We start from the raw sequence: 24,894 nt of genomic DNA, 5'->3' as shown, positions 1-24,894 counted from the left end.
AACCAAGCCATGACAAGCCGTCAGCCGATGGAAAAGGAGCCATCGGGTGGGGTGGCGCTCGCCCATCGCATGGGAAGGCGACAACCCCCCATCCGGATTTCCGAACCGGACAGGCGGCCCCGCACAAAGACAAGCATCACGACAAGATGTTCCAAAGGAGACAGTGCAATGCGCAGCAAAACCGCCGCTCAGTCCTATGAACAGGAAGAGCTGAAACGAGATCTGAAAAGCCGCCATATCCAGATGATCGCCATCGGCGGCGCGATCGGTACCGGCCTGTTCTATGGCTCATCGTGGGCCATCAAGACCGCCGGCCCGGCGATCATCCTGACCTACCTGGTCGCCGCGGTGGCGATCTACTTCGTCATGCGGGCGCTGGGCGAGATGGCGGTCGAGGAACCGGTTTCCGGGTCCTACATTTCGTACTCGAACCGGTATATCCATCGCTTTGCCGGCTTCCTGAACGGCTGGAACGCGTTCATCTTCCTGCTGGCGACAAGCGCGGCTGAACTGAATGCGCTGGGCAACTACGTGCACTTCTGGTTCCCGACCATGCCGATCTGGGTAACCGCGCTGATTGCCGTATCGGTCATGTTCTTTGTGAACATGATCGGCGTGAAGTTCTATGGCGAGGCCGAGTTCTGGTTTGCGCTGATCAAGGTGACGGCGATCGTTGCGATGATCGTGTTTGGCGCTGGCATGATCTTCTTTGGCCTCGGCAACCATGGCGAGCCTATCGGGCATCACAACCTCGTCGACCATGGCGGCTTCTTTGCCAAAGGCATCGGAGGCATGGTGCTGTCGATTGTCATGGTGGCGTTCTCGTTCGGCGGCATCGAGAACCTCGGCCTGGCGGCGGGGGAGGCAAAGGATGTCAAGACCACCATGCCCAAGGCCGTCAGCGCCACGTTCTGGCGCCTGCTGATTTTCTACGTCGGTGCCATTGCGGTGCTGCTGATGATCTTTCCGTGGACCTCGCTGACGGCGAAGGGCAGCCCCTTCGTCGATGTGTTCGCCAGGATCGGCGTGCCCGCCGCGGCCGGGATCATGAACCTGGTAGTCATCACCGCGGTCCTGTCGGCCGTGAACGCCAGCGTGTTTACCAACAGCCGCACCTTCTACAACCTGGCATTGCAGAAGAACGCACCGGCTTTCCTGGGCACTGTCAACCGCCGCAATGTACCGTCGCGCGCCATCATGCTGGTGTTCGCCACGATGTTCGCGGGCGTACTGCTGAACTACCTGATGCCGGAGAAGGCGTTCGAGTTGTTCTCGTCGATCACCGTGTTCGCGCTGGTGTGTGCATGGACGTCGATCGTGGTCAGCCATCTCCGGTTCCGCAGGCTCAAGATCCAGACCGGCCAGGCGGACTGCCTTTCCTACAAGATGCCGTTCTTCCCGTATGGCAACTACATTGCCCTGGCGTTTATCGCCGCGGTACTGGTCTGCATCGCCATCCTGCCGGACATGCGGATGTCGCTGATTGTGTCCGCGTCGTGGGTTGGCATCGTCTTCGTCGCCTACAAGTTCTACACCAGGGAAGCGCAGCCGGCGCTGGCCGACATGTCCAATGCAGGTCCCAAGCTGCCATAGGCGTGATGGCACACACCATCCGGCTGGACCTCGACGAGCGGCGCGCCGCCGCTCTGTCCAGGTTTCTCCGCAACGTGAAGTGGTCGGATTTGACCGCTTACGCGGGCGATGTCGAACAGGCGCTGCTGATGCGCGACGCGCTCGACACCATCGGCCGCGCGCTGGTACTGGGCGATACGGGGCGTATCGCGCGGTGTGTTGATTCGAAGAAGGAATGCGAGGCGGATAGCGGCCGGTTTCGCCCAAATACCGATCAGCGCAGCACCCGGTAGGACGATTGCACCAGCCCGGACGGGAAGTGACGGCTCGATTCGAGCACCAGACTCACGTCGCTCGGCAGCGCCCCAAACAATGGCCTGCCTGCCCCGATCAACACCGGCACCGTGGTGACCACCATGTCGGTGATCAAACCTGCGCGAAGGAACGACTGGACCAACTGGCCGCCGTCGACATAGACGCGTTGGGCGCCTTCTGCCTCCAGCTGCGCCAGCGCGTTCGCTGGCGTGGCATCCCAGAATCGCACCTTGTCCTGCAACGTCTCGGGCACCGGCTTGCCGGCCAGTTGCCGCGACAGCACCACCACGGGGCGGTCGTAAGCCCATTCGCCCATCGTGACGATTTTTTCGTAGCTGCCCCGGCCCATCACGATCGCGTCCTTGTCGGCGATAAAGGCGGTGTAGCCATGGTCTTCGGCGGGGTCATCCCGCTCCAGAAGCCAGCCGATGTCGCCATCGGGGCGGGCGATAAAACCATCGAGGCTGGTGGCAATGAAGACGTGTCCGGTGATCATCGTGATTCCTTTCGTACTGTCAGCATTGAGGTGGAAACGCAGTGGCAGATTCTATTTGGTCCCGGTAGGCCCGGCCAGCGCATTGGCGCATCACCATGGCTCGATCCGCCACCCTTGTCCAGTCGCCACCAGCCGATCTGTCAAGCCAAGGCTGTCCATGAATGCATCGTCGTGAGACACCACCACCAGCGCGCCCCGGTAGCCGCGCAACATGGCTTCCAGCGCCTGCACGGAAGGCAAATCCAGGTGGTTGCTGGGCTCATCCAGCAACAGCAGGTGCGGCGGTGGATCAGCATACAGCACACACGCCAGCGCCGCCTTGAGACGCTCGCCGCCGCTGAGCGAGCCGGCGGGCGCTGCAATCTTCCGGTGATCCAGGCCCAGGTGTGCGAGGCGCATGCGCAGGTCGCCTTCGGTGGCCACACGGTTGGCCGCCAGCATCTGTTCCAGCACGGTTCGGCGCAGGTCCAGGCTGGCCAGCTGCTGGTCCAGATAGATGCCTGCCACCGACATCTTGCATGTCCCGGCCAAAGGCTGAAGCTGGCCGGCGAGCACCTTGAGCAGGGTCGACTTGCCGCTGCCGTTGGGGCCGACCACGCCCACGCGCTGCTGTCCCGTCAGAGTGAGGCTGATGCGGCGCGTGGCAGGCTGGACAAAGGGCAGTTCCACGGCCTCCAGTTCCGCGACACGCCTTTGCGAAGTCAGCGCAACCGGCAGCTCGTGCACCACGATGGCCAGATCGTTTTCGACCCGCTGCGCGGCCTCGCGCACGCGCTCGGCGCTTTGCGCGCGGGCCGCGGCATGCTGCCGCCGCAGCTTGCCGGCGGAACCTTCGCTGCGTTCTTTCTGGCGGCCCAGCAGGATGCTGGCCTGGTTGGCTTCGTGTCCATGCCGGTTGCCGCGGGCCTGGCGCCGCTCCAGGCGCTCGCGTTGCTCGCGCAGGGCCTGCACTTCGCGCCGGTGTTCAAGCTGGCGTTGTTCGAGTTGCTGGATCGCGCTTTGCCGCTCCTGCTCCTTGCATTGCGCGTAGAAGGTGTAGTTGCCACCATAGCTGCGCAGTCCCAGTGAAGACAGTTCCACGGTACGCACCATGCCCTCCAGCAGTTGCCGGTCATGGCTTACCACCAGGAGCCCGCGCGGCCAGCGCTGCAACTGCTCGGCCAGCGCCTGACGGTTCGGCCGGTCGAGGTGATTGCTGGGCTCGTCCAGGATCAGGAAATCGGCGTCCGACAACAAGGCGCCGGCCAGCGTGACGCGCATGGCTTCGCCACCACTGAGCGCGCTGGCAGGCGTCGCCGCATCGAGATGGCCCAGGCCATTGCGCTCCAGTTCGGCCTGCAGCCGCAGGCGGATATCCCAGCGCTCGCCCACGGCATCGAAGTCTTCGGGCGCACTGCTGCCGGCTTCGATGCGTTCGAGCGCAGCGAGGATGGCCCGCACGCCTGCCAGGTCCGAGACCGTGGCGCCCGGCGGATGCGATACCTGCTGGGCGAGGTAGTACACGCTGCCAGCGCGCGTACAGCGCCCGGCAGCCGGCTGCACTTGGCCGGCCAGCATGCGCGCCAGCACCGTCTTGCCCGCGCCATTGCGCCCGACCAGGCCAGTGGGACGCTGGTCGAACTGTTCGCTGATGTCGGAGAAAAGCGTCCTGCCGTCCGGCAAAACGTAAGACACGCCTTCCAGCGCGAGATAGGGATTCGTCATGTGTGCATTCCAACGATGCCAGAAGCTCCCCCTGCTCATGGGGGTAGGTGGAGACTGGCCGTCATGAAGACGGCGGCATCAATGGCGCATGACGAATACCTCGGTGATGGGGAATGGGGTTGTCATGTTAAGCGCATTTGCGGCGGGGGGCAATGTCGTGCAACGCGCAAGGGGGCATGAGCCTACGCCGGTCAGCCGCTCCACGCCGCGCCGTCAAGTGAGTGGCTTGACCCGACGGAATGCGAGCAGCATGGCGAGGTCGTAAGCGATTTTCAGCAGGCCGCAGGTGACCAGCGGCACGCTTGCATAGCCATGGGCCATTAACATAGCGGCGAGCGCAGGGCTGAGCGCGGCGGCCAGGCTGCGCGGCACCGCGGTCAGGCTTGCAGCCGCCGCCCGTTCAGGCGGCGTGACGACGGCCATCACATAGGCCGTGCGGGTCGGCACATCCATCTGCGACAGCGCGCTGCGCGCCAGCAGCAAGGCCAGGCTCGTCGCCATGGTGGGCGCGAAAGCCGCTGCAATCAGGCACAGGCTGGAAGGAATATGCGTAAACACCATCGTATTGAGCAGGCCGATCTTTCGCGCCAGCGGCACTGCGGCAAGCTGCGAGAACGTCGTGAGCAGGCCTGCCACGAAGAAGAACCGGCCGGTCGCGGCAGGACTCAGACCGAAACGCTGCATCAGCCACAGCGACAGTAGCGAATTGACGACGAGCCCGCCCGCGAACGCATCCACGCTGAACAGCATGGCCAGCCGCATTACGATCGGACGGGACGGGCCCAATGGCGTTGTCGCCAGCTGCGTTCCATGCGGCTGCGTGGCAGGCAGGCGCGCGTAGAGACGCCACAGCAGCAGCCCCGTGATCCCGTAGAAAACGAACATCAGGCGCATTGCATCGAGCGACGACAGCCAGGCTTGCCCCGCCAGCCATGCGGGGATGGCCGCTGCCAGGGCGCCCAACGCGGAGGAGAATGCCCCGATCAGGCCGTAGCGAGCAAACAGTGCCGTCCGGCTGTCGGGCGAGGCCGATTCCGCCAGGCGCGCGTGTTCCAGCGGCAGGAACACACTGACATCGCCGGAGCCAGGGTTAAGCGTGCCGACGAAGGCGACCAGCAGAAGCGGCCACAGCGTCGAGAACCCGGCAAAGCCGAGACCCGTCGCTGCCATGAGGGCGGCAGCCAGCATCAGCAAGCGGCGTTGCGGGTAGCGGTGCCCGACGATCCCGACCAGGATGGTGGCCAGGGCGGAACCGATCAGGGTCGCGCTGCTGATCAGCCCCACCGTCACCGGATCGAAGCCCAGCGCCAGCAGGTAGGCCGGCAACAGCACGGCCACATAGCCATCACAGATGCCGCGCAGCGCGCGGCCGGCCAGCAGCGGCAAGGCGGAGGCTTGCACACCGGCAGGCAGCGCGATGCGTTGAAGCCAATGCCCGCTGGCGCCCGAAGCTTGATCCTTATGCATAGCCATAGCGATCCGGTCGCCGGTCCGTCAATCCTTGCGTTTCAGGCCGTCCAGTTCAGTGATGCAGCACCGGATAAACAGCCAGGCCGATCAGCGCGGCGCTGGTGATGATGACCGGCTCGGGCAGCTTCTTGAATTTCAGCAGCAATGCGACCGTGCCCAAGGCCAGCAGGAGGGTCGGAGCGTCGACAATCGAACGCCTGGCCAGCACGAACACCGCCCCGCTGATGGCGCCGATCGCGGCCGCAGTGACGCCGTCGACGAAGGCCAGGATGCCCGGCAGCTTGCCGTATTTCTTGAAGTAGGGGGCCGGCAGCACGGTGAACAGATAGCAGGGCAGGAACGTTGCCAATGCCGCCACGCAGGCGCCCGGTAGTCCGGCCACCAGGTATCCGATAAAGCCGACCGTGATGACCACCGGGCCGGGCGTGATCATGGCCACGGCCACCGCATCGACAAACTGCCTTTCATTCAGCCACTGGTATTCCGTCACGACACCGCCGTAGAGGAATGGCACGATGGCAAGTCCCGAGCCGAAGACAAAGGCGCCCGCCTTGGCGAAGAACACGCCGATCTGGGTCAGTAGCGGCCACTCCAGCGTACTCGCCAGGCCGCTTGCGGCCGGCACCTGCATGGCAGCAAGCGCATTGGCGCCGCTCTGCCGCAGCCATTGAGGTGGCGCACGCCAGAACCAGGCGAGCACGCCCGCCGCCAGGAACAGCCACGCGACTTCCGACTCGGTGACGATGGTCACCGCCGCCAGCACCACATAAATTGCCCACAGCAGCTTGTCCTTGCCCACACTCCTGGTGGTCAGCTTGTAAGCGCTGATGGCGATGATGCCGATGACGGCGGCACCCACGCCATAGAACACCGATTGCATCCAGGCCAGCCCGCCAAACCTGACATACGCCCAGCCCAACGCCAGCACCATCAGGAATGACGGTAGCACGAAGGCCAGGCCGATCAGTGTGGCGCCGAGGACGCGATAATGGACATAGCCGAGATAGATTGCCAGTTGCGCAGCCATCGGACCGGGCGCGAGTTGCGCCAGCGCTATGCCTTCCTTGTAGTCGCCATCGCTGATCCAGCACCGCCGCTCCACCAGGTCGCGGTGCATATAGCCGGCCAGCGCAACGGGCCCGCCAAAGCCCAACGTGCCCAGCCGCAGGAAATACAGGACGAGTTGCCAGAGCGTATAGGCGGGCGGTTCCGGGATCTCCGGTGGTGCCGGGCTCTCTTCTTGTTGCATGCGATTCATGACGGGATCCTGAGGAACGTTGACGTCAGGCTTTCTGCTGGGTGCGGAAGTGTGCGTAAAGCGAATCCAGCACCGCGCCGATTTCCGCCAGCAGGGCGTCATCGTCCTTCAGGCGGGCGCGGGCGCCGGCCAGCATCGCTTCAAAGCCGCTGGCCTCTGGCACCGGCATCCCGCCAATATCCAGTGCATGGATCATGGCGCCGAGCCGGCCGAGCCCGCGGTCGGATTCAAGACCGAAACTCGACAGCAGCACTTCGAAAGACACGCGATCGCCGACATGGGTGAAGGTCGCACCGTCGAAGTCGAAGCCCAGCGCATCGTCCGGGCAATCGGCCGGGCTCTCCAGCCAGAGGAACCGCGCATGGGGATCGATAAAGCGCTGAATCAGCCAGGCGCTGGCCACGCGGTCCACCCAAAGGTGGCGGCGCGTTGCCCACTGCCTGCCTTGATACTGGGCCGGATCCCGACGAGCGATGGGCCGCGTCAGCGCCTGGGGTTCGCCCGGGGACTGGATGCTGTCGATCGCGCGGCTGAAGTCATGCCATTGGGCTTCAGTCCGGATCGACGCTTCATTGGGGAAAAAGTCGGTCATGCGGATGGCTTCGTAGGCACGCCCGTGACGGCGCAGCAGGCGATTGAGTTCGGCGCTGTCCTGGCTGGCAAGCGACCGGCGCGCTTCTGCCAGGGCCGCCTGCAATTCGGCATAGTCGGCGCTGCGGTCGAACAACGCCCGGAACGTGGCGTCTTCCTCCGGATCCCTGGCCCGGACATTCAAGAGCCAGGCCTGGCCGCCTTCCCGCCGGGCCTCGTCGGCGAGTTCGCTCAAATGGGCGATCTGCCTGGCGCCGGCAGGCAAGAGATAGACGCCATCACGCAGCGCCGCGCAGCCCAACGTCTTGATCGCACGCCAGATCCGCATCCGGGCGGTGGCGCCGGATGTGGGAAGCGTAACGATCAACAAGGCCCAGGGATCAGTGAATCCGGTCATGGGAGCATGTTAAAAGTCCATAACGTGCATTTCAATCATGTAGAGATATCTACAGATCAGCCGCATGACGCAGTTCGCGGTGCGCTTTGCCTTGACGTGAGTTTCGCGCTCCCGCGGACCTGGGTCAGGCTGACCGATTGCAATGGCCCATGGTCCGCTGGATGAGACCCGTCCCGGCCAGCTGGCCGGGCCGTCCAAGCTGCACATTGCGCATCGCTGAAGCATGGCCATTTCTGGGCCAGCGCCTGCTACGCGAACGCCGCCCCCTGCACCCCTTGCCTCTGCCGACGCCAATACGAGCGAGCCGGCCAGCCTTTGTCAGAAAAGGGAAAGCGCAAGACGCCAAAAGGAAAGCGCAACGCCGGGCACGGCCTGATGATTCGCCACACAGGTCGTCGCTCAGGCAAGCCACCCGGCAAGCCGACGTGCGGATTCATGTTCGACAGCAGACAGGAGACACATGGCAAAAGTCATCAGGATTTACGAAACCGGCGGACCCGAGGTCCTTCGCTTTGAGACCGCTGCCGTTGGCGAACCGGGGCCAGGCGAGGTACGCGTCCGTCATGTGGCCGTCGGACTGAATTTTGCCGACACGTATTTCCGCAGCGGCACCTATCAGGTTCCGCTGCCCAGCGGCCTCGGCAACGAAGCCGCCGGCGTGATCGAGGCCGTTGGCGCCGGCGTTACCCATCTGGCGGTCGGCGACCGCGTCACCTATACGGGTTTCACCAACACCTTGGGCGCCTACGGTACCGAGCGGCTGATCTCTGCCGCGCCGCTGATCAAGCTGCCGGAGGCAATCGGTTGCGAAGTCGCGGCGGCGATGACCATGCGGGGCTTGTCAGCCGCCTACCTGATGCGCCGGATCTACCCGTTCAAGGCGGGCGACACCATCCTGCTGCACGCCGCGGCCGGGGGTGTTGGCCTGATCATTTCGCAATGGGCCAAGCTGCTGGGTTTGACTGTGATCGGAACGGTCTCTACCGATGCCAAGGCCGAAGTTGCCCGCGCCCATGGCTGTGATGACACGATCAACTACAGCCATGAGAACGTGGCCAGGCGCGTGCGGGAACTGACGGATGGCGCGGGCGTGTCTGTGGTGTTCGACAGCGTCGGCAAGGACACCTTCATGGCCTCGCTGGACTCACTCAAGCGGCGCGGCCTGCTGGTCTGCGTCGGCTTTGCCTCGGGCCCGGTCAGCGGGTTCGATCCGGCCATCCTGGCCCGCAAGGGCTCGGCATACCTGACGCGCCCTGGCCTGGCCGACTATATCGCCGACCCTGCCGAAAAGGCGGAACTGGTCGATGAACTGTTCGGCCATGTGGCGGCGGGCCGCATCCGCATCGAGATCAATCAGCGCTATGCCCTGGAGGATGCCGTGCAGGCACACCGGGACCTCGAGGCCCGAAAGACCACGGGCTCGTCCATCTTCGTGATCTGACGGTTTCCCGCCCGGGAAACGCTCTCAGCCGGTTCGACATTTCCATACACAACACGCATCCTGGAGACCCATAACCATGAACTTCCTTGACGGCCACCTGTATCCCGAAAACCAGCAGCCGCTGATCATTACGGCCGCCCCGTATGCGCCGGGCTGGATTCCTTCGGACTTCCCGGAAGATATCCCTGTCACCATGGAAGAACAGATTCAGAAAGCGGTGGATTGCTACGAAGCCGGTGCCCGGGTGCTCCATCTCCATGTCCGCGAAGCCGATGGCAAGGGCAGCAAGCGTTTGTCGATGTTCAACGAACTGATCGCCGGGGTGCGCGCCGCCGTACCTGAAATGGTGATCCAGGTGGGCGGCTCGATCAGCTTCGCGCCCGAGGAGGGTCAGGCCGCCAAATGGCTGAGCGACGACACGCGGCATATGCTGGCCGAACTCGACCCCAGGCCCGACCAGGTCACGGTAACCGTCAACACGACACAGATGAACGTGACCGAGCATGCCGGTGTGGACGACTTCAAGGGCGTATCGCGCGGATTCCCGCATCTCTACGACACGTACAAGGACATGATCGTGCCGTCGAATCCCAGCTGGGCCGAGGAACATATCCGGCGCCTGTCCGCGGCCGGCATCCAGAGCGAATTCCAGGTCTACAACATCAACAGCTTCGAAACGATCGAGCGGATGATTCGCCGCGGCGTCTACAAGGGCCCGCTGGTGATGAACTGGGTGGCGATCAGCGGCGGCATGGACCAGGCGAACATCTACAACCTGGCCAACATGCTGCGTGCGGTGCCCGATGGCGCCGTGGTGACGGTGGAAAGCTCGGTCCTCAATGTGCTGCCCATCAATATGATCGGCATGGCCCTGGGCCTGCATGTGCGATGCGGCATCGAGGACGTACTCTGGAACCAGACGCGCACGGGCAAGATGAGCTCGGTCGAGCAGATCAGGCAACTGGTGCGTATCGCCCGCGAATTCGGCCGTCCCATCGCGACGGCGCAGCAAACGCGTGAAATCCTGAAGCTCGGCGTCTTCTACGACACCGTGGAAGAAACGCTCCAGGCCAATGGCTTCGCCCCCAATCGCAATGGTGGCCACCAGGGCTTCCTGCGCAAGCAGGAAAGCCTGCCGGTCTGAAGCCAGGCCACGAATCCAGTCATTGGCTGATGCCAGCGGCTGGTGTCGTTCCCGCACGTTGAGTGATCGCGCTGACAGAACAATGATATGGAGGGTGACAATGGCATTCCGGACGCAGCGGCTTGCGGTCCCGCTTGGCATCGCAGTGCTTGCGGCGTGGTGCGCTTCAGCGCCCGCGCGCGCGCAGGATGGGTGGCCCACGCGCCCAATCCAGATGGTGGTGGCGTCGTCGGCAGGGTCGGGAACCGATTCGCTGGCACGCCTGCTGGCGCAACGCTTGTCGGTATCGTTGAAGCAACCGGTCATCGTTGACAACCGGCCAGGCGGCAGTGGGATCGTGGGGACAAACTTTGTTGTCAAGGCACCGCCCGACGGCTACACGCTGCTTTACACCACGGCGTCGAACATGGTCATCGCCCCCGCCGTGCTGAAGACCATTCCTTACGATCCGAAGAAGAGCCTGGTGCCGATTGCCGAGACGGCCGAGGGTGGTGTGGTGCTGCTGGTCAGCAACGATCTGCCGGTTCATAACCTGTCGGAGCTGATCCAGTTCGTGAAGGCGAATCCGGACAAGTACGGCTACGCCACCTGGTCTACCGGATCTTCAGGGCAACTGACGATGGAATGGATCAAGAAGCAGACCGGCATGAAGACCGACCACGTTCGCTATCGGACTTCGAATCAGTTATTGACCGATCTGGCTTCAGGCGTCGTGAAAATTGGCTGGACCGATCCGGGAGCACCGATTCCTTTCCTGCGTTCGGGGAAGATACGCGCGATTGCCATTACCGGCAATGCGCGTGCGCCGCAGCTGCCCGAAGTCAAGACCATGGGCGAGCAGGGCTACAGGTTCGATGCGGTGGGGTGGTTTGGCGTCTTCGCACCGGCGGGGACCAACCCGGCGATTCTGAAGCGGCTCGGCGATGAAATCAACAAGGTCCAGAAGTCTCCCGATCTCTCTGCCAAGATGAAAACGATGAACTTCGGGCCGCCACCCGCGACCACGCCTGAGCAGTTCCGGGAGATGGTCGGCCGCGATCTGCAGCTCTGGTCGAAGATCGCCGCCGATGCCCGGATCCAGATCGACTAGTGAACCGGGTGGCTTGTCGGGCGGCCATGTTCCGCTGATGTTCGATGGGGTGACCACCTCACTGCCGCTGATCAGGGCGGGAAAGATCAAGGCAATTGCGGTGGCCTATCCGTCCCGGATATCCGCGCTGGCGGATGTGCCTACGTTCAAGGAGCTCGGCTATCCGCAACTGTCGCAGGCAGGCTGGTTCGCCGTTTGGTCGCGTCCGGACGTCGCACCGGGAATCCAGCAAAAAGTCCGCGAGGCAACGCTGGCGTACTTCCGGCAACCGGCGGTGCAGAAGCGCGTCAAGGAAATGGGCATGGAGCAGGGGGATGCCGCCACCTCGGAAGCGATGATGGCGGACCTAAGGCAAGCGTACCAGCAACAGGCCGCCCTGCTGAAGTCCATCAACTACCAGCCGGAGTAATCTCGCCGCGGCATGTCGGATTTCCCGGCCAATGCTTAGAAAGGCGCGTCGCCGACGATGGCGGTGCGCTCCATCTTTCGGTGACACGGCGGGTAATCCATGACGGCGTAATGCTGCGTGGAACGGTTGTCCCAGAACGCAACGCTGTTTTTCTTCCAGCGAAACCGCACCTGGTATTCGGGGATGTTGGCCTGGCTGACCAGATAGCTGAGCAAATTGCCGGCGCCCGGCGCCTTGTCCAGCCCGAAGCGGACGTTGGCCGGCACGTTGTAATTGGTGAAGTGCGTGGTAAAGCTGCCGTTGACGAACAGCACCTTCTCTCCGGTTTCCGGATGTGTGCGCACCACCGGATGCTCGGCGTCGGGGTACTGAGCCTTCAGGGCAAGACGCTTTTCGATCGGCATCGCAGCACCAAAGCTCGCCTCGATTCCATGGCGCGCCCGCAAGGGGGCGATCTTCGTCTTGATCTCTTCCGGCAACTGGTTATAAGCCTCGACCATGTTGACCCACATGGTGTCGCCGCCCACAGGCGGGCATTCGATACAGCGCAGCACGCAGCCCATCGGGGGCCTTTCGCGCCAGGTGGCATCGGTATGCCAGGAATTCTCGTGGCGGTCGGGTGGGCTGTCCGGTGTCTTGTAGATCTGAACCAGGCCCGGGTGGTTGGGGTGGCTGCCCACCACCGGATGGTCTTCCAGCTGGCCGAAGCGGCTTGCAAACGCCACGTGCTGTGCGCGCGTGATGTCCTGGTCGCGAAAGAACAGCACCCGATGCTTGAGGAGCAGTGCGCGGATTTCCGCCATCTGCTGGACATCCTCCGCGGCCGCGCCCAGATTGACGTGGCTGAGTTCTGCGCCGATCGTGCAAGTAAGGGGTTCGACCCGGATCGAGCTTCCCAGAGAGGTTGCGCGAACCACGGCGGGTGCCGCGTGTAGTGGCTGATTCATGACGTGTCTCCTGTGATAACCATGCCGCCACAGCAGTGTGGCGGCTGGCGCCGTTTCCCGCTTGACAGTACGTGACAGGCATTTATCCTTGTGTGTCACAGCCCCCGCCCCCTATACGCCTGATGTCGTCACTTGTCCGCGCCGCAGCCCTGACCAACTTCAGCGAGCTTGCCCGAGCCGCCGGGCTGGATCCGGTGCGCATGCTCCTTGATGCGGGACTCAATCCGAGCGCGCTGCGTGAGCCGGACGTCATGATTCCTGTGGAGCGCCTCGGCCGCCTGCTGCAGGCGGCCGCAACCCTGTCAGGTAACGAGAGTTTCGGGCTGTGCATGGCCGAGTCGCGGCTGTTATCCAATCTTGGGCCGGTGGGGCTGCTGATCCGTGACCAGCCGACGCTGCGTGACTCGCTTCGGATGCTGATGCGCTATCAGGCGCTGCTTAACAGTGCGTTGTCGCTGGCGATCGAGGAGTGCGGCGATCTGGTCATCATCCGCGAAGGGGTCATGGCCGGCAATGCGCACGAGCCGACGCGTCAGCGGGTGGAGTTGGCGCTGGGGGTCATGGTGCGGTTGATTCGCCAGCTCCACAGGCCGGACTGGGAGCCGGCGCGCGTATGCCTTGAGCACCCGGCGCCGCGCGACCTCAGTGTGCACCAACGTTTTTTTGGCCCAAACGTCGAGTTCAACTACGACTTCAACTGCATCGTCTGCACGAAGGCCGATCTCGACGCGCGCAACCCCTATGCCGATCCGGCCATGGCACGCTATGTACAGCAGTTGATAGACGCCGCAGCCATGTCGCAGCAGGCCACCATGCTCGACGACGTTCGGCGCATGGTCCTGCTATTGCTGCCCAGCGGCCGCTGCAGCATCGAGCAGGTCGCCGAGCACCTGGGCATTGGGTGCCGCACGGTCCAGCGCCGCCTGGCAGAAGAGGGGAAGCCTTTCTCGTCCCTCGTCAACGACATCCGCATGGAGCTCGCGGCGCGCCACGTGATCGAAACCAACCGTCCCTTGACCGAGGTGGCGACTCTGCTGGGCTTCTCCGCGCCGAGCGGGTTCTCGCGCTGGTATCACGCGCAGTTTGGCTGTAGCCCCAAGGAAAGCCGCATCGCGCGCGGCCCCTCGGAGCCGCGCAGAACGCTGCCCTGTCCGTAAGGCCCGGCCTCCCGTGATCAGGGTTGCGGGCGAGGCGGTGGTGGCGCGGTGGGTCAGCCGATGCCCTCGTCCTTCAGTGCCTGCTGTACCGCCGGGCGCGCAACAACTCTCGATCGCCTGACAAGTGTGTGTGGAAGTTCGTGCGGGCGTCAGGCGCAATTTGGCAATCGACATGCCGAGCCAATGTTCGCTGCAGCTTACCGGGATGTCATGGTTGCGTAACGTTGTGGTGCGCGACCGGCCCATACCATCAGCATGGCTGAGGTCAGCCTCGAAACTCAATGGAGTGCACCGTTGCCCTTGACCTTGCCATTATGGGAAGGTCTAAGCTGACGTCTCCGGCGCGATGGCGGAGTCCCCACGCTGCGTTTTAAGTTAGTGTGGCCGTGTCTGTTGAACCATTTCCTTAGTGGCCCACACCACGGCTGCGGCAAGGCCACGTAGCAAGCAAGCCGGAGTTCGCCGTGGACGGCGGGCCTAGCAACCAAGGGAGCCAGGATGGACAGGACGAGCAACGAACGCGATGCCAGAAAGCCAGGGCGCCGCGGCGCCGGCGAACATACTGCGGCACAGGAACAGGCTGGTCATGGCCATCATCACGAGCATGCGCATCACCATGATCGTGTTCATGAACAGACGGGCATCAGGACGGAGCCAGCCACGGCGGCGCCGCGCGCCGATGGCACGATCTATACCTGCCCGATGCATCCGGAGATCCGCCAGGATCATCCGGGTAATTGCCCCAAGTGCGGCATGACGCTGGAACCCTTGTTGCCGGAACTGGATGAGGGCGAGAACCCGGAGCTGGCGGACTTCCGTCGGCGCTTCTGGTGGACACTTCCACTTACCGGCGTGGTGTTCGTGCTGGCGATGTTCGGGCATCGCCTTGGCTGGATGGCGGTCCCGACGCAGAGCTGGGTCGAGCTTGCCTTGTCGACGCCGGTGGTGCTGTGGGCGGGCTGGCCCTTCCTGGTTCGATGTTTCCAGTCGATCATCCACCGTAGTCCGAACATGTGGACGTTGATCGGGATCGGCACGGGCGCCGCCTATGCCTACAGCGTCGTGGCGACCATCATGCCAGGCGCCTTTCCCCAGGCTTTTGCCGAGCATGGCCGTATCGGCGTCTACTTCGAGGCCGCGGCAGTGATCATCTCCCTCACCTTGCTGGGACAGGTGCTTGAACTGAAGGCCCGCTCGCAAACCTCGGCCGCGATCAAATCGTTGCTGGGACTGGCGCCCAAGACGGCGAGACGTATCGGTCCCGACAATGTCGAGGAAGACGTGCCGCTCACCCATGTTCACGTTGGCGACTTGCTGCGCGTGCGACCCGGCGAGAAGGTGCCAGTCGATGGTGTCGTGACGGAAGGCACCAGCGCGGTCGACGAGTCAATGATCACCGGTGAGCCGATCCCGACCTCCAAGCGGGTCGGCGACCATGTCATCGGTGCCACCATGAACACATCGGGCAGCCTCGTTATCCGATCCGAAAAGGTCGGCTCCGAGACCGTGCTGTCGCAGATTGTGCAGATGGTGGCGCAAGCGCAGCGATCGAAGGCGCCGATGCAGCGGATGGCGGACAAGGTTGCCGGTGTCTTCGTCGTCGGCGTCATCGGCATTGCGGTGCTGACCTTTGTCGCATGGGGGCTTTTCGGGCCCGAGCCGAGCTGGGTGTTCGGCCTGATCAATGCCGTCGCCGTCCTGATCATCGCATGTCCTTGCGCGCTGGGCCTGGCCACGCCGATGTCGATCATGGTCGCAAGCGGGAAGGGCGCTTCCAGCGGTGTGCTGTTTCGGGACGCCGCTGCCATTGAAAACCTGCGCAAGGTTGATACCCTGATTGTCGATAAGACCGGGACGCTCACCGAAGGCAGGCCAGTCTTCGAGCGCGCGATCGGCGCAGACGGCTTTACCGAGGAAGAGGTGCTGCGGTTGGCTGCCAGCGTGGACCAAGGCAGCGAACATCCGCTGGCCGCCGCGATTGTCGAAGCAGCCCGCGGGCGCAGCCTGCCGTTGGAAAAGCCGGAGGGCTTCGAGTCGAGTTCGGGAATCGGGGTAAGGGGCACGTTGGGTGGCAGGACGATCGCGATTGGAAACACCGCGCTCATGGAAGCGGAAGGCGTGGCCATCGGACCGCTGGTGGCACAGGCGGACGCGTTGCGTGCGCAAGGCGCCAGCGTCATGTACCTCGCCGTCGAAAGCAGGCTGGCGGGCCTGCTCGCCGTCTCTGATCCCGTCAAGGCCACCACGCCCGAGGCACTGGCGCGTCTCAGGGAAGAAGGTATCCGTGTCGTCATGGCGACCGGGGACGGCATCGCAACGGCCAGGGCGGTGGCGGCGAAGCTTGGCGTGAACGAGTTCCACGGCGAGGTAAAGCCGGCGGACAAGCTGGAACTGGTCAGTTCCCTGCAACAGGCAGGCGCGGTGGTGGCCATGGCGGGCGACGGCATCAATGATGCGCCGGCGCTGGCGAAGGCGGATGTGGGTATCGCCATGGGCACGGGCACTGATGTCGCCATGAATAGCGCGCAGGTCACGTTGGTCAAAGGAGATTTGCGGGGGATTGCGCGGGCCCGGCAACTCTCGCACGCGACCATTCGAAACATGAAGCAAAACCTCGGTTTTGCGTTCATTTATAACGCGTTGGGCGTTCCGCTGGCTGCGGGCGTGCTGTATCCGGCGACGGGCCTGTTGCTGTCGCCGATGATCGCGGCGCTGGCGATGAGCCTGAGTTCTGCCTCGGTCATTACCAACGCGCTGCGACTCCGGCAGGCCGCTTCCTGAGGCGCATGTCGGGGGAGCCTGGTGTTTTCCCCAAGACCCGACAGCGGCGCGGTGTCCGAAGCCATGCCGGCACCGGTCATCGTCATGCTTCTTTCCGGCCCCCACGATAGAGGGGGTCAGGCGAACCCTCCGCAAACCGATATTCAGGCTGGATGGGACATATGCAGACAGCGATTCTGCAAGCCGCAAACACTCATGCGTCCCCCGCTTTTATCGAGAATGAGGAGGAGTGCCGTGCGCAACAATCAACCGGTGACGCAGCGGGAATTCGAGTTCCCGGACAACGCCACGCTGATGTCGACCACCGACACGCAAAGCTACATCACGTATGCCAACGCGGCCTTTGTCGAAGTCAGCGGCTTCACGCAGGAAGAAATCCAGGGCCAGCCGCATAACCTGGTGCGCCATCCCGACATGCCGGCGGAAGCCTTCGCCGACATGTGGGCCACGCTGAAGGGCGGCGAGCCGTGGACTGCGCTGGTGAAGAACCGGCGCAAGAACGGCGACCACTACTGGGTCCGCGCCAATGCCACGCCGGTGGTGCGCAACGGGCGGCCAGCCGGTTATATGTCGGTGCGGACCAAGGCCACGCGCGACGAGATTGCCGCCGCGGAGCGCCTGTACCGCGACTTTCGAGAAGGCCGTGCCGGCAACCGCAAATTCCACAAGGGACTGATCGTCCGCACCGGGCTGATGGCGGTGACGTCGGTGTTCCAGGTCATGCCGGTGCGCTGGCGCGTGCGGCTGGCATTGGCGGGACTGCTCCCGGCCAGTGTCGCCAGTGCCTGGTGGCTTGGCCTGGGCGGCATGGCGCTGGCCGGCTTTGCCGGGGTGATGGCGCTTTGCACGCTGCTGGTGTCGTGGCTGCTGCAGCGGCAGGTCACCACGCCGCTGGAGCAAGTGCTGGAACACGCGCTGCGCGTGGCCGCGGGCGAAAGCCAGAAGGCGGTGCACATGAACCGGGTCGACGAGATCGGCATGACGCTGCGCACCATCAACCAGCTGGGCCTGATGTTCCGCTGGCTGATCGATGACGTCAGCGCACAGGTGGTCAACGTCCAGACCGCCAGCAATGAAATCGCGCGCGGCAACTCGGACCTGAGCGCGCGCACCGAGCAGGCCGCGTCGAACGTGCAGGAAACCGCCGCGTCGATGACCCAGATGACCGCCACGGTCAAAAGCAATGCGGATACCGCGGCGCAGGCCAATACCTTGTCGGGCTCGGCCAGTGTCGCGGCGGAACGCGGCGGCGAGGCGGTGTCCGAGGTCATCAGCACGATGAAGGCGATCACCGACAGCTCGAAGCGTATCGCCGAGATCATCGGGGTGATCGACGGCATTGCCTTCCAGACCAACATCCTCGCCCTGAATGCCGCGGTGGAAGCCGCGCGCGCCGGCGAACAGGGCCGCGGCTTTGCCGTGGTGGCGGGCGAGGTGCGCAGCCTGGCGCAGCGCAGCGCCAACGCTGCAAAGGAAATCAAGGGACTGATCGATGCCAGCGTGCACAACGTCGAATCCGGCGCCAGGCTGGTGGACGATGCCGGCAAGACCATGCAGGACATCGTGTCGCAGGTCAGGCATGTGTCGCAACTGATCGCCGAGATCAGCGACGCCACCAAAGAGCAGAGTAGCGGCATATCGCAGGTGGGCGACGCGGTCAGCGACCTGGACCAGATCACGCAGCAGAACGCCGCGCTGGTCGAGCAAAGCGCGGCTGCGGCAGAGAGTTTGAATCAGCAGGCGGTGCGGCTGGTGGAGGCGGTGGGGGTATTCCGCTGAGACGGTGGCGCGGCATTGCGCCTATGCTCCACGGCATAGGCGCATCGTGCATGCTCAACCGGCCGCGCCCTCCTGTGCCGCCTCATATTTCCCCAGGCAAGCCATGCCATTCAGCCGGGAGCGCAATAGCAATGCCTGTTGCGCCTGCACGGCGTTGGCGGCCTCGCCGCGCCAGGCCAGGAGCGGCGGCTCCTGCAGTGCGCGCCCATAAGAGAAGGACAGCCGCCACGGCAGTGGCGCAAGCCGGTTCATCGCGTCGAGGTTGGCGGTGGCCTCGGCAGGGGTTTGTCCGCCGGACAGGAAGAAGATGCCTGGCACCGCCGCCGGCACGGTGCGCCTGAGCACCTGCACGGTCTGACTGGCGACCTCGGACGGCGGCGCGTGGCCGGCTTCCTTGCCGGGCAGGACCATGCTGGGCTTGAGCAGCATGTGTTCGAGCGCCACCCCGTGGCGATGCAGGGCGTGGAAGACTTCATGCAGCACGGCTTCGGTCACCTGGGCGCAACGGGCCATGGTGTGGCCGCCATCCATCAGCACCTCGGGTTCGACGATCGGCACCACGCCGGCCTGCTGGCAGATCGCGGCGTAGCGCGCCAGCGCCTCGGCGTTGGCCTGCACGGCAGCGCGCCCGGGCAGCGTGTCCGAGACGTTGTAGACCGCGCGCCACTTGGCAAAGCGCGCGCCCTGCTGCCGGTAGCCAGCAAGCCGCTTGGCCAGGCCGTCGAGGCCTTCGGTGATTTCGTCGCCGGGCGCGAGCGCGAGCGCAATCTTGCCCTTGTCGACCTTGATCCCCGGCACGATGCCCTGGCGCGCGGCCAGTTCAGGCAGCGGCGTGCCATCGTCGGCGTGCTGGCCCAGCGTTTCCTCGTACAGGATCACGCCGCTGATGTAGTCGCCCAGCCCCGGCGTGCCCAGGAGCAGGTTACGCCACGCGCGGCGGTTTTCTTCGCTCGATTCCACGCCGATGCGCTCGAAGCGCTTGGCGATGGTCGGGCCGCTTTCGTCGGCGGCCAACAGGCCCTTGCCCGCTTGTGCCAGGGCGTCCACGGTGGCTTGCAGTTCGCTTGATGTATCCATGACGTTGCTCCGCGCTGGTGACATAAGCGCAAGCATTTCCCCGAAACGGCAATCGCGCAAGGGCATCGGGGGCCGCCGCCGCGCGCCCATGGTGGCCGCCCGAACATTGCGACGGACTTGGCGGGCGCCGCCACCGCCGGAATATCCCGCCCGGCCGGGTGTGGGATAATCGCGGCTTTGCCCACGGCGCAGCTCAAGAGGTTGTTCGCACGGGCATGCCAGGGCCCTTATTCCCGCGGCCCGCTTCCTACCGCGATACTTCTAAAGCAAGACCATGCCCACCTACCGTTCCAAAACCTCCACCGCCGGCCGCAACATGGCGGGGGCGCGCTCGCTGTGGCGCGCCACCGGCATGAAAGACGAAGATTTCTCCAAGCCCATCATTGCCGTGGTCAATTCCTTCACGCAGTTCGTGCCGGGGCACGTGCACCTGAAGGACCTGGGTCAGCTGGTCGCGCGCGAGATCGAGGCCGCGGGCGGCGTGGCCAAGGAGTTCAACACCATCGCGGTCGACGACGGCATCGCCATGGGCCACGACGGCATGCTCTACTCGCTGCCCAGCCGCGACATCATCGCCGACTCGGTCGAGTACATGGTCAACGCGCACTGCGCCGACGCCATGGTGTGCATCTCCAACTGCGACAAGATCACCCCGGGCATGCTGATGGCCGCAATGCGCCTGAACATTCCGGTGATCTTCGTTTCGGGCGGGCCGATGGAAGCCGGCAAGACGCGCCTGGCCAATCCCGTCACCAAGGCCATGGAGTTCAAGAAGCTGGACCTGGTCGACGCCATGGTGATCGCCGCCGACAGCGCGTATTCCGATGCCGACGTGGCCGAGGTGGAGCGTTCCGCCTGCCCGACCTGCGGTTCGTGCTCGGGCATGTTCACCGCCAATTCGATGAACTGCCTGACTGAGGCGCTGGGCCTGTCGCTGCCCGGCAACGGCACCGTGGTGGCCACGCACGCCGACCGCGAGCAGCTGTTCAAGCGCGCCGGCCGCCGCATCGTCGAACTGGCACGCCAGTACTACGAGCAGGAAGACGCGCGCGTGCTGCCGCGCGCGGTGGGCTTCAAGGCGTTCGAGAACGCCATGACGCTGGACATCGCCATGGGCGGCTCTACCAACACCATCCTGCACCTGCTGGCCATTGCGCGCGAGGCGGAAATCGACTTCGACATGACCGACATCGACCGCCTGTCGCGCGTGGTGCCGCAACTGTGCAAGGTCGCGCCCAACACCAACAAGTACCACATCGAGGATGTGCACCGCGCCGGCGGCATCATGGCCATCCTGGGCGAGCTGGAGCGCGCCGGCAAGCTGCACACCGACGTGCCGACGGTGCATGCGCCGACGCTGGGCGACGCGCTGGCCCAGTGGGACATCAGTCGCACCCAGGATGAGGCCGTCAGTCAGTTCTACCTGGCCGGCCCGGCCGGCATTCCCACCCAGGTGGCGTTCAGCCAGAACACGCGCTGGCCCAGCCTGGACCTGGACCGCGCCGAAGGCTGCATCCGCTCCTACGAGCACGCCTTCTCCAAGGAGGGCGGCCTGGCGGTGCTGACCGGCAATATCGCGCTCGACGGCTGCGTGGTGAAGACCGCCGGCGTGGACGAGAGCATCCTGGTGTTCGAGGGCACCGCCCACGTCACCGAATCGCAGGACGAAGCGGTCGAGAACATCCTCAACGACAAGGTCAAGGCCGGCGACGTGGTGATCGTGCGCTATGAAGGCCCGAAGGGCGGCCCCGGCATGCAGGAAATGCTCTACCCGACCAGCTACATCAAGTCCAAGGGCCTGGGCAAGGCCTGCGCGCTGCTGACCGACGGCCGTTTTTCCGGCGGCACCTCGGGCCTGTCCATCGGCCACTGCTCGCCCGAGGCGGCGGCCGGCGGCGCCATCGGCCTGGTGCGCGACGGCGACAAGATCCGCATCGACATTCCCAACCGGACCATCAACGTGCTGCTGTCCGACGAGGAACTGGCGCATCGCCGCGAAGCGCAGAACGCCAAGGGGTGGAAGCCGGCCAAGCCGCGTCCGCGCAAGGTGTCCGCTGCGCTGAAGGCCTATGCCAAGCTGGTGATGTCGGCGGACAAGGGCGCGGTGCGCGATTTGTCGTTGTTGGACGACTGATGCCGCGATGGGCCAAGGGCCCATGAAGCTGCCAAAGCCGCTCTTCGGAGCGGCTTTTTTTTGGTCAAACGAACACCGACCAGTCCCTATGACGATTTCTTAATTTGATAAAAATAGATGTAAATAGTATTTAATACATTTCTGATGGACTTCCGTATTATTTCGGGGCAGATTTGCAGGTTTCGGTGATTGCGCTGCGCCTGCTTGTACGGGAAATGGATCTAGCCACGCTCTATCAGCATCTTTTTTCATCGCAACATCGCCTGTACAGGCTGGACGGCCGGTCGCCGGTCGAGGAACTTGCTGTCGAAGCATGGATCGGCCGCGAAGGTGTCTCGATGCTTTCGGAATCGCGCATCATCGCGCTCAGCGCCAATGCCGATATTCCGCTCGACAGCTTGCTCGGACAGCGCATCACGCTGCTGACCACGCTCGCTGACGGCAGCCAGTCACGCCGCACCGGCCTGGTCCGGCAGGCCGAGAAGCTTGGCGCTGACGGCAGCCTCGCGCGTTACCGCCTGACCGTGGTGCCTTGGCTGTGGCTGACCACGCAACAGCGCCACAACCAGGTGTTCCAGAATCGCCGCCTCGACAGCATCATCGAGGCCATCCTGCAGCCGTACGCGCCCTACGCGCGGTGGCGGTATGCCGCCGGCGCAGAGGCCCGCATCGCGGCAATCGGAGAACGTGCCTACGTCGCACAATTCCGTGAGACCGACTACCACTTCCTGTCGCGCCTGCTGGCCGAGGCCGGGCTCGGCTACTCGGTGGTGGAAGACGAGGAAGCGCCCTTCGGCCATGCCGTGGTGATCTTTGCCGACAGCGCGCAATTACCAGAGGATGCCGAATCGGCCGCCGGCGGTGGCATCCGGTACCACCGTGCGCATAGCCAGGAATCGGCTGACGCCATCCAGCAGTTGATCTGTGAAACGCGTGCCGCGGTTGGCGGCGTGGCAGTGGGTGCCTGGGATCCCGAGAGCAAGCGCACCGTCCGTGGCCACGCGCCGGCGCGCTTCGGCGCATTTTCAGGCCGTGCCGCCAGTCCCGATCCTTATCTGTCGGTCAGCCTGTCGCTGGCGCCGGACATCCAAAGTGCGCAGCGCGTAGCCGAGCAGGTAATGGAAGCCATCGAAGCGCGTGCGTTGGTGTTCACCGGCAGCGCTTCCGTACGCACACTGCGCTGCGGTACACGACTCACCGTCATCGGCTGCCCGCACCTGCCACCACAAGAGGACGATACGGCGGGATATCCCTTGCTGCTCGACGCAGTCGAGCACTGCGGCATCAACAACCTCGCGGTGGAAACACGTGCCGCGCTCGCCGACCGGATGGGACCGCTGGAAGCGGCGTTGTACTTCGACACGCCACCGCCGGCGCCGGATGCCGTGGCGACCACCGCCGGCCTGATGAGCAGCTTCTTCGACGACGCAGCCGAGCGGCTGGTGCCGACCGGAGCCCTGCTGGCCACGGCTCGGGAGCACGGCGATGCGGCGCTGTTTCGTGCCTTTGATGCGCGGCGGCCATGGCGTGCCGCCGTGCTGGAGGGCGATTGTCCGCGCCTCTATAGCCATTCCATGCCACTGGGCGTCCATACCGCGATCGTGGTCGGCCCTGACGGGCAGACCCAGGCCGATGGCAATGCCGAACACCACGCCAGCCCGCGCGGCCAGATCCGCGTGCGCTTCCCCTGGCAGCGCGGCGAACGCGCCGACGACCGCAGCAGCCGCTGGGTACGCGTCGCGCAGCGGCAAGCCGGCGCCGGCATGGGTTGGCAATGGTTGCCGCGTATCGGCCAGGAGGTGCTGGTCAAGTTCGCGGACAACGATATCGAGCAGCCCTTCGTGATCGGCGCGCTGTACAACGGCCAGGGCGAAGCCGGCATCGCGCCCACGCCGGGCGGCAAGTCGATGGCCGCGACCACGTTCGCCCAGCCCTATGACGCCAGCGGTGTCTATGCGATGGGCTCCGACAATCAGCCGAGCGCCCAGGGCAACCTCGCCGGCGGCAACAGCCCGGCGTGGCATGGCATGGGCACCGACCCGGACGGCCACCGCAACGCCGCCGCGCTGACCGGCTTCAAGAGCCAGGAGCATGGCGGCAAGGGCTACAACCAACTGGTGTTCGACGACACCGACGACCAACTGCGCACGCAACTGGCAACGACGGAACAAGCCACCCAGCTCAACCTCGGCCACGTAATACACCAGCAGGACAACCGCCGTGGCAGCTTCCGGGGGCAGGGGTTCGAGCTGCGTACAGATGGCCATGCCGCGGTACGTGGCCAGGCCGGGCTGCTGCTAACGACCTATCGCGATGCCATCACAGGGCGCCTACTGCCGACCGGAGACAACGCCGCCGGCATCGCGCTGCTGCGGCAGGCGGGTGACCTGGTCAGGACGCTGAGCGATGGCGCGACCGCGCACCAGACCCCGGCGCTGTCGGCGGGGAAGGACGACGAGTCACCGCTGACGAAACAAGCGAGGGCCGCTGCCGGCATGGTCGATGGGCAATCGCTTGAAGCGGCCCAGAGTGATGCCGCTGATGGCAATACCAGCACGCCGGCAAAGGTGCCCCATCAGGGCGAGCCGATGGTCCATCTCAACGGCAGGGCAGGCGTAGCGATGGTCGCGGGCCAGGATTTGCAGATCGCCAGCGGCGAAAGCGTGGTGCTGGCCAGCGGGCAGGACAACAACGTCGCCGTCGCAGGGCAGGCGCGCGTGCATGCCGGACAAGCGATCGGCATTGCGGCAGGTCTGTCATCGGCCGGCGAGGGTAACGTCGGCCTGCAATTGACGGCCGGTCAGGATGATATCGATCTGCAGGCGCAGCATGACTTGCTGAGGCTGGCGGCGCGCGAGGACCTGACCATCGTCTCGGCCAATATGAACGTGGACTTTGCCGCCGCCAAGCGCATTCGTATTGCGACGGCGGGCGGGGCGGCCATCACGATCGAGGGCGGCAATATCACCGTCGAATGTCCGGGGCCGATTACCTATAAGGCCGCGAAGAGAACCTTCGAGGGGGCGGCGAGCACACCCTATTCGTTGCCGCAGTTCCCGCAGACGATCTGTCTCGACTGCCTGCTCAAAGCGGCAGCCGCCGGCATGCCGCTCGCAACCGTATAGACCGGTA

Annotated in this window: 17 protein-coding genes and 1 pseudogene; 11 read left to right on the top strand and 7 right to left on the bottom strand. The window is 64.5% G+C overall.

What is annotated here, in order from left to right:
- Positions 1-168 precede the first annotated feature (168 nt).
- Together ACOCMH_RS01640 and ACOCMH_RS01635 are read left to right on the top strand one after the other, a co-directional pair.
- Entirely contained in the window at positions 169-1,593 is a 1,425-nt protein-coding gene (locus tag ACOCMH_RS01640) for an amino acid permease (protein ID WP_427307451.1), read from the top strand.
- A gap of 5 nt (positions 1,594-1,598) precedes the next feature.
- Positions 1,599-1,865, top strand: coding sequence for a DUF7706 family protein (locus ACOCMH_RS01635; RefSeq protein WP_427307450.1), 267 nt, complete (start codon positions 1,599-1,601; stop codon positions 1,863-1,865).
- Here the strand turns inward: ACOCMH_RS01635 and ACOCMH_RS01630 are convergent.
- From ACOCMH_RS01630 to ACOCMH_RS01610, 5 genes are all read right to left on the bottom strand, one after another.
- The gene (locus tag ACOCMH_RS01630) at positions 1,847-2,383 is read right to left on the bottom strand and encodes a dihydrofolate reductase family protein (RefSeq protein ID WP_427307449.1); all 537 of its coding nucleotides are present in this window, start codon (positions 2,381-2,383) and stop codon (positions 1,847-1,849) included. The two genes, ACOCMH_RS01635 and ACOCMH_RS01630, sit on opposite strands and share 19 nt — an antisense overlap.
- Positions 2,384-2,473: 90 nt before the next feature.
- The gene (locus ACOCMH_RS01625; RefSeq protein WP_427307448.1) at positions 2,474-4,087 is read right to left on the bottom strand and encodes an ABC-F family ATP-binding cassette domain-containing protein; all 1,614 of its coding nucleotides are present in this window, start codon (positions 4,085-4,087) and stop codon (positions 2,474-2,476) included.
- Positions 4,088-4,300: 213 nt separating this feature from the next.
- The gene (locus ACOCMH_RS01620; RefSeq protein WP_427307447.1) at positions 4,301-5,554 is read right to left on the bottom strand and encodes an MFS transporter; all 1,254 of its coding nucleotides are present in this window, start codon (positions 5,552-5,554) and stop codon (positions 4,301-4,303) included.
- 55 nt (positions 5,555-5,609) lie between these two features.
- Entirely contained in the window at positions 5,610-6,815 is a 1,206-nt protein-coding gene (locus tag ACOCMH_RS01615; RefSeq protein ID WP_427307446.1) for a chromate transporter, read from the bottom strand.
- 25 nt (positions 6,816-6,840) lie between these two features.
- Positions 6,841-7,803, bottom strand: coding sequence for a chromate resistance protein ChrB domain-containing protein (locus ACOCMH_RS01610; RefSeq protein ID WP_427307445.1), 963 nt, complete (start codon positions 7,801-7,803; stop codon positions 6,841-6,843).
- Positions 7,804-8,263: 460 nt separating this feature from the next.
- On the opposite strand from ACOCMH_RS01610, the gene ACOCMH_RS01605 reads away from it, so the two are divergent.
- From ACOCMH_RS01605 to ACOCMH_RS01590, 4 genes and pseudogenes are all read left to right on the top strand, one after another.
- Complete coding sequence (locus ACOCMH_RS01605; RefSeq protein WP_427307444.1) at positions 8,264-9,244, top strand: quinone oxidoreductase family protein; 981 nt, start codon at positions 8,264-8,266, stop codon at positions 9,242-9,244.
- Between the two features lie 76 nt (positions 9,245-9,320).
- Positions 9,321-10,388, top strand: a complete 1,068-nt coding sequence (locus ACOCMH_RS01600) for a 3-keto-5-aminohexanoate cleavage protein (protein WP_171514850.1) — start codon at positions 9,321-9,323, stop codon at positions 10,386-10,388.
- A gap of 100 nt (positions 10,389-10,488) precedes the next feature.
- On the top strand, positions 10,489-11,478 hold the full coding sequence (locus ACOCMH_RS01595; protein WP_427307443.1) for a Bug family tripartite tricarboxylate transporter substrate binding protein: 990 nt from the start codon (positions 10,489-10,491) through the stop codon (positions 11,476-11,478).
- Positions 11,479-11,491: 13 nt separating this feature from the next.
- Positions 11,492-11,887: pseudogene (locus ACOCMH_RS01590) on the top strand (Bug family tripartite tricarboxylate transporter substrate binding protein); the annotation flags it as partial.
- 35 nt (positions 11,888-11,922) lie between these two features.
- On the opposite strand, the gene ACOCMH_RS01585 reads toward ACOCMH_RS01590, so the two are convergent.
- A complete protein-coding gene (locus ACOCMH_RS01585) occupies positions 11,923-12,834 on the bottom strand; it encodes a TauD/TfdA dioxygenase family protein (protein ID WP_427307442.1) in 912 nt (303 codons plus the stop codon).
- Positions 12,835-12,956: 122 nt separating this feature from the next.
- Between ACOCMH_RS01585 and ACOCMH_RS01580 the strand changes: the two genes are divergently transcribed.
- The 3 genes from ACOCMH_RS01580 (at position 12,957) to ACOCMH_RS01570 (ending at position 18,551) form a co-directional block, all read left to right on the top strand.
- On the top strand, positions 12,957-13,991 hold the full coding sequence (locus ACOCMH_RS01580) for an AraC family transcriptional regulator (protein WP_427307441.1): 1,035 nt from the start codon (positions 12,957-12,959) through the stop codon (positions 13,989-13,991).
- 498 nt (positions 13,992-14,489) lie between these two features.
- Positions 14,490-16,772, top strand: coding sequence for a copper-transporting P-type ATPase (locus ACOCMH_RS01575; protein WP_427307440.1), 2,283 nt, complete (start codon positions 14,490-14,492; stop codon positions 16,770-16,772).
- Between the two features lie 234 nt (positions 16,773-17,006).
- Positions 17,007-18,551, top strand: coding sequence for a methyl-accepting chemotaxis protein (locus ACOCMH_RS01570; protein ID WP_427307439.1), 1,545 nt, complete (start codon positions 17,007-17,009; stop codon positions 18,549-18,551).
- 54 nt (positions 18,552-18,605) lie between these two features.
- Here ACOCMH_RS01570 and ACOCMH_RS01565 read toward each other — a convergent pair whose 3' ends face one another.
- A complete protein-coding gene (locus ACOCMH_RS01565; RefSeq protein WP_427307438.1) occupies positions 18,606-19,628 on the bottom strand; it encodes a class I fructose-bisphosphate aldolase in 1,023 nt (340 codons plus the stop codon).
- 274 nt (positions 19,629-19,902) lie between these two features.
- On the opposite strand from ACOCMH_RS01565, the gene ilvD reads away from it, so the two are divergent.
- Entirely contained in the window at positions 19,903-21,762 is a 1,860-nt protein-coding gene (ilvD, locus tag ACOCMH_RS01560; protein WP_427307437.1) for a dihydroxy-acid dehydratase, read from the top strand.
- A gap of 215 nt (positions 21,763-21,977) precedes the next feature.
- On the top strand, positions 21,978-24,887 hold the full coding sequence (locus ACOCMH_RS01555; RefSeq protein ID WP_427308326.1) for a type VI secretion system Vgr family protein: 2,910 nt from the start codon (positions 21,978-21,980) through the stop codon (positions 24,885-24,887).
- Positions 24,888-24,894 lie beyond the last annotated feature (7 nt).

This window comes from Cupriavidus sp. H39 (genome assembly GCF_050271075.1).
In the GTDB taxonomy this organism is placed as follows: Bacteria; Pseudomonadota; Gammaproteobacteria; order Burkholderiales; family Burkholderiaceae; genus Cupriavidus; species Cupriavidus necator_B.
Note: the sequence above shows the minus strand (reverse complement) of the source record. Positions and strands in the feature narration are given on the sequence as shown.

Excerpts from the sequence above, each read along its gene's own strand:
- ACOCMH_RS01640 (WP_427307451.1), top strand. The coding sequence starts at position 169 with ATGCGCAGCAAAACCGCCGCTCAGTCCTATGAACAGGAAGAGCTGAAA.
- ACOCMH_RS01635 (WP_427307450.1), top strand. The coding sequence starts at position 1,599 with ATGGCACACACCATCCGGCTGGACCTCGACGAGCGGCGCGCCGCCGCT.
- ACOCMH_RS01630 (WP_427307449.1), bottom strand. The coding sequence starts at position 2,383 with ATGATCACCGGACACGTCTTCATTGCCACCAGCCTCGATGGTTTTATC.
- ACOCMH_RS01625 (WP_427307448.1), bottom strand. The coding sequence starts at position 4,087 with ATGACGAATCCCTATCTCGCGCTGGAAGGCGTGTCTTACGTTTTGCCG.
- ACOCMH_RS01620 (WP_427307447.1), bottom strand. The coding sequence starts at position 5,554 with ATGCATAAGGATCAAGCTTCGGGCGCCAGCGGGCATTGGCTTCAACGC.
- ACOCMH_RS01615 (WP_427307446.1), bottom strand. The coding sequence starts at position 6,815 with ATGAATCGCATGCAACAAGAAGAGAGCCCGGCACCACCGGAGATCCCG.
- ACOCMH_RS01610 (WP_427307445.1), bottom strand. The coding sequence starts at position 7,803 with ATGACCGGATTCACTGATCCCTGGGCCTTGTTGATCGTTACGCTTCCC.
- ACOCMH_RS01605 (WP_427307444.1), top strand. The coding sequence starts at position 8,264 with ATGGCAAAAGTCATCAGGATTTACGAAACCGGCGGACCCGAGGTCCTT.
- ACOCMH_RS01600 (WP_171514850.1), top strand. The coding sequence starts at position 9,321 with ATGAACTTCCTTGACGGCCACCTGTATCCCGAAAACCAGCAGCCGCTG.
- ACOCMH_RS01595 (WP_427307443.1), top strand. The coding sequence starts at position 10,489 with ATGGCATTCCGGACGCAGCGGCTTGCGGTCCCGCTTGGCATCGCAGTG.
- ACOCMH_RS01585 (WP_427307442.1), bottom strand. The coding sequence starts at position 12,834 with ATGAATCAGCCACTACACGCGGCACCCGCCGTGGTTCGCGCAACCTCT.
- ACOCMH_RS01580 (WP_427307441.1), top strand. The coding sequence starts at position 12,957 with ATGTCGTCACTTGTCCGCGCCGCAGCCCTGACCAACTTCAGCGAGCTT.
- ACOCMH_RS01575 (WP_427307440.1), top strand. The coding sequence starts at position 14,490 with ATGGACAGGACGAGCAACGAACGCGATGCCAGAAAGCCAGGGCGCCGC.
- ACOCMH_RS01565 (WP_427307438.1), bottom strand. The coding sequence starts at position 19,628 with ATGGATACATCAAGCGAACTGCAAGCCACCGTGGACGCCCTGGCACAA.
- ilvD (WP_427307437.1), top strand. The coding sequence starts at position 19,903 with ATGCCCACCTACCGTTCCAAAACCTCCACCGCCGGCCGCAACATGGCG.
- ACOCMH_RS01555 (WP_427308326.1), top strand. The coding sequence starts at position 21,978 with ATGGATCTAGCCACGCTCTATCAGCATCTTTTTTCATCGCAACATCGC.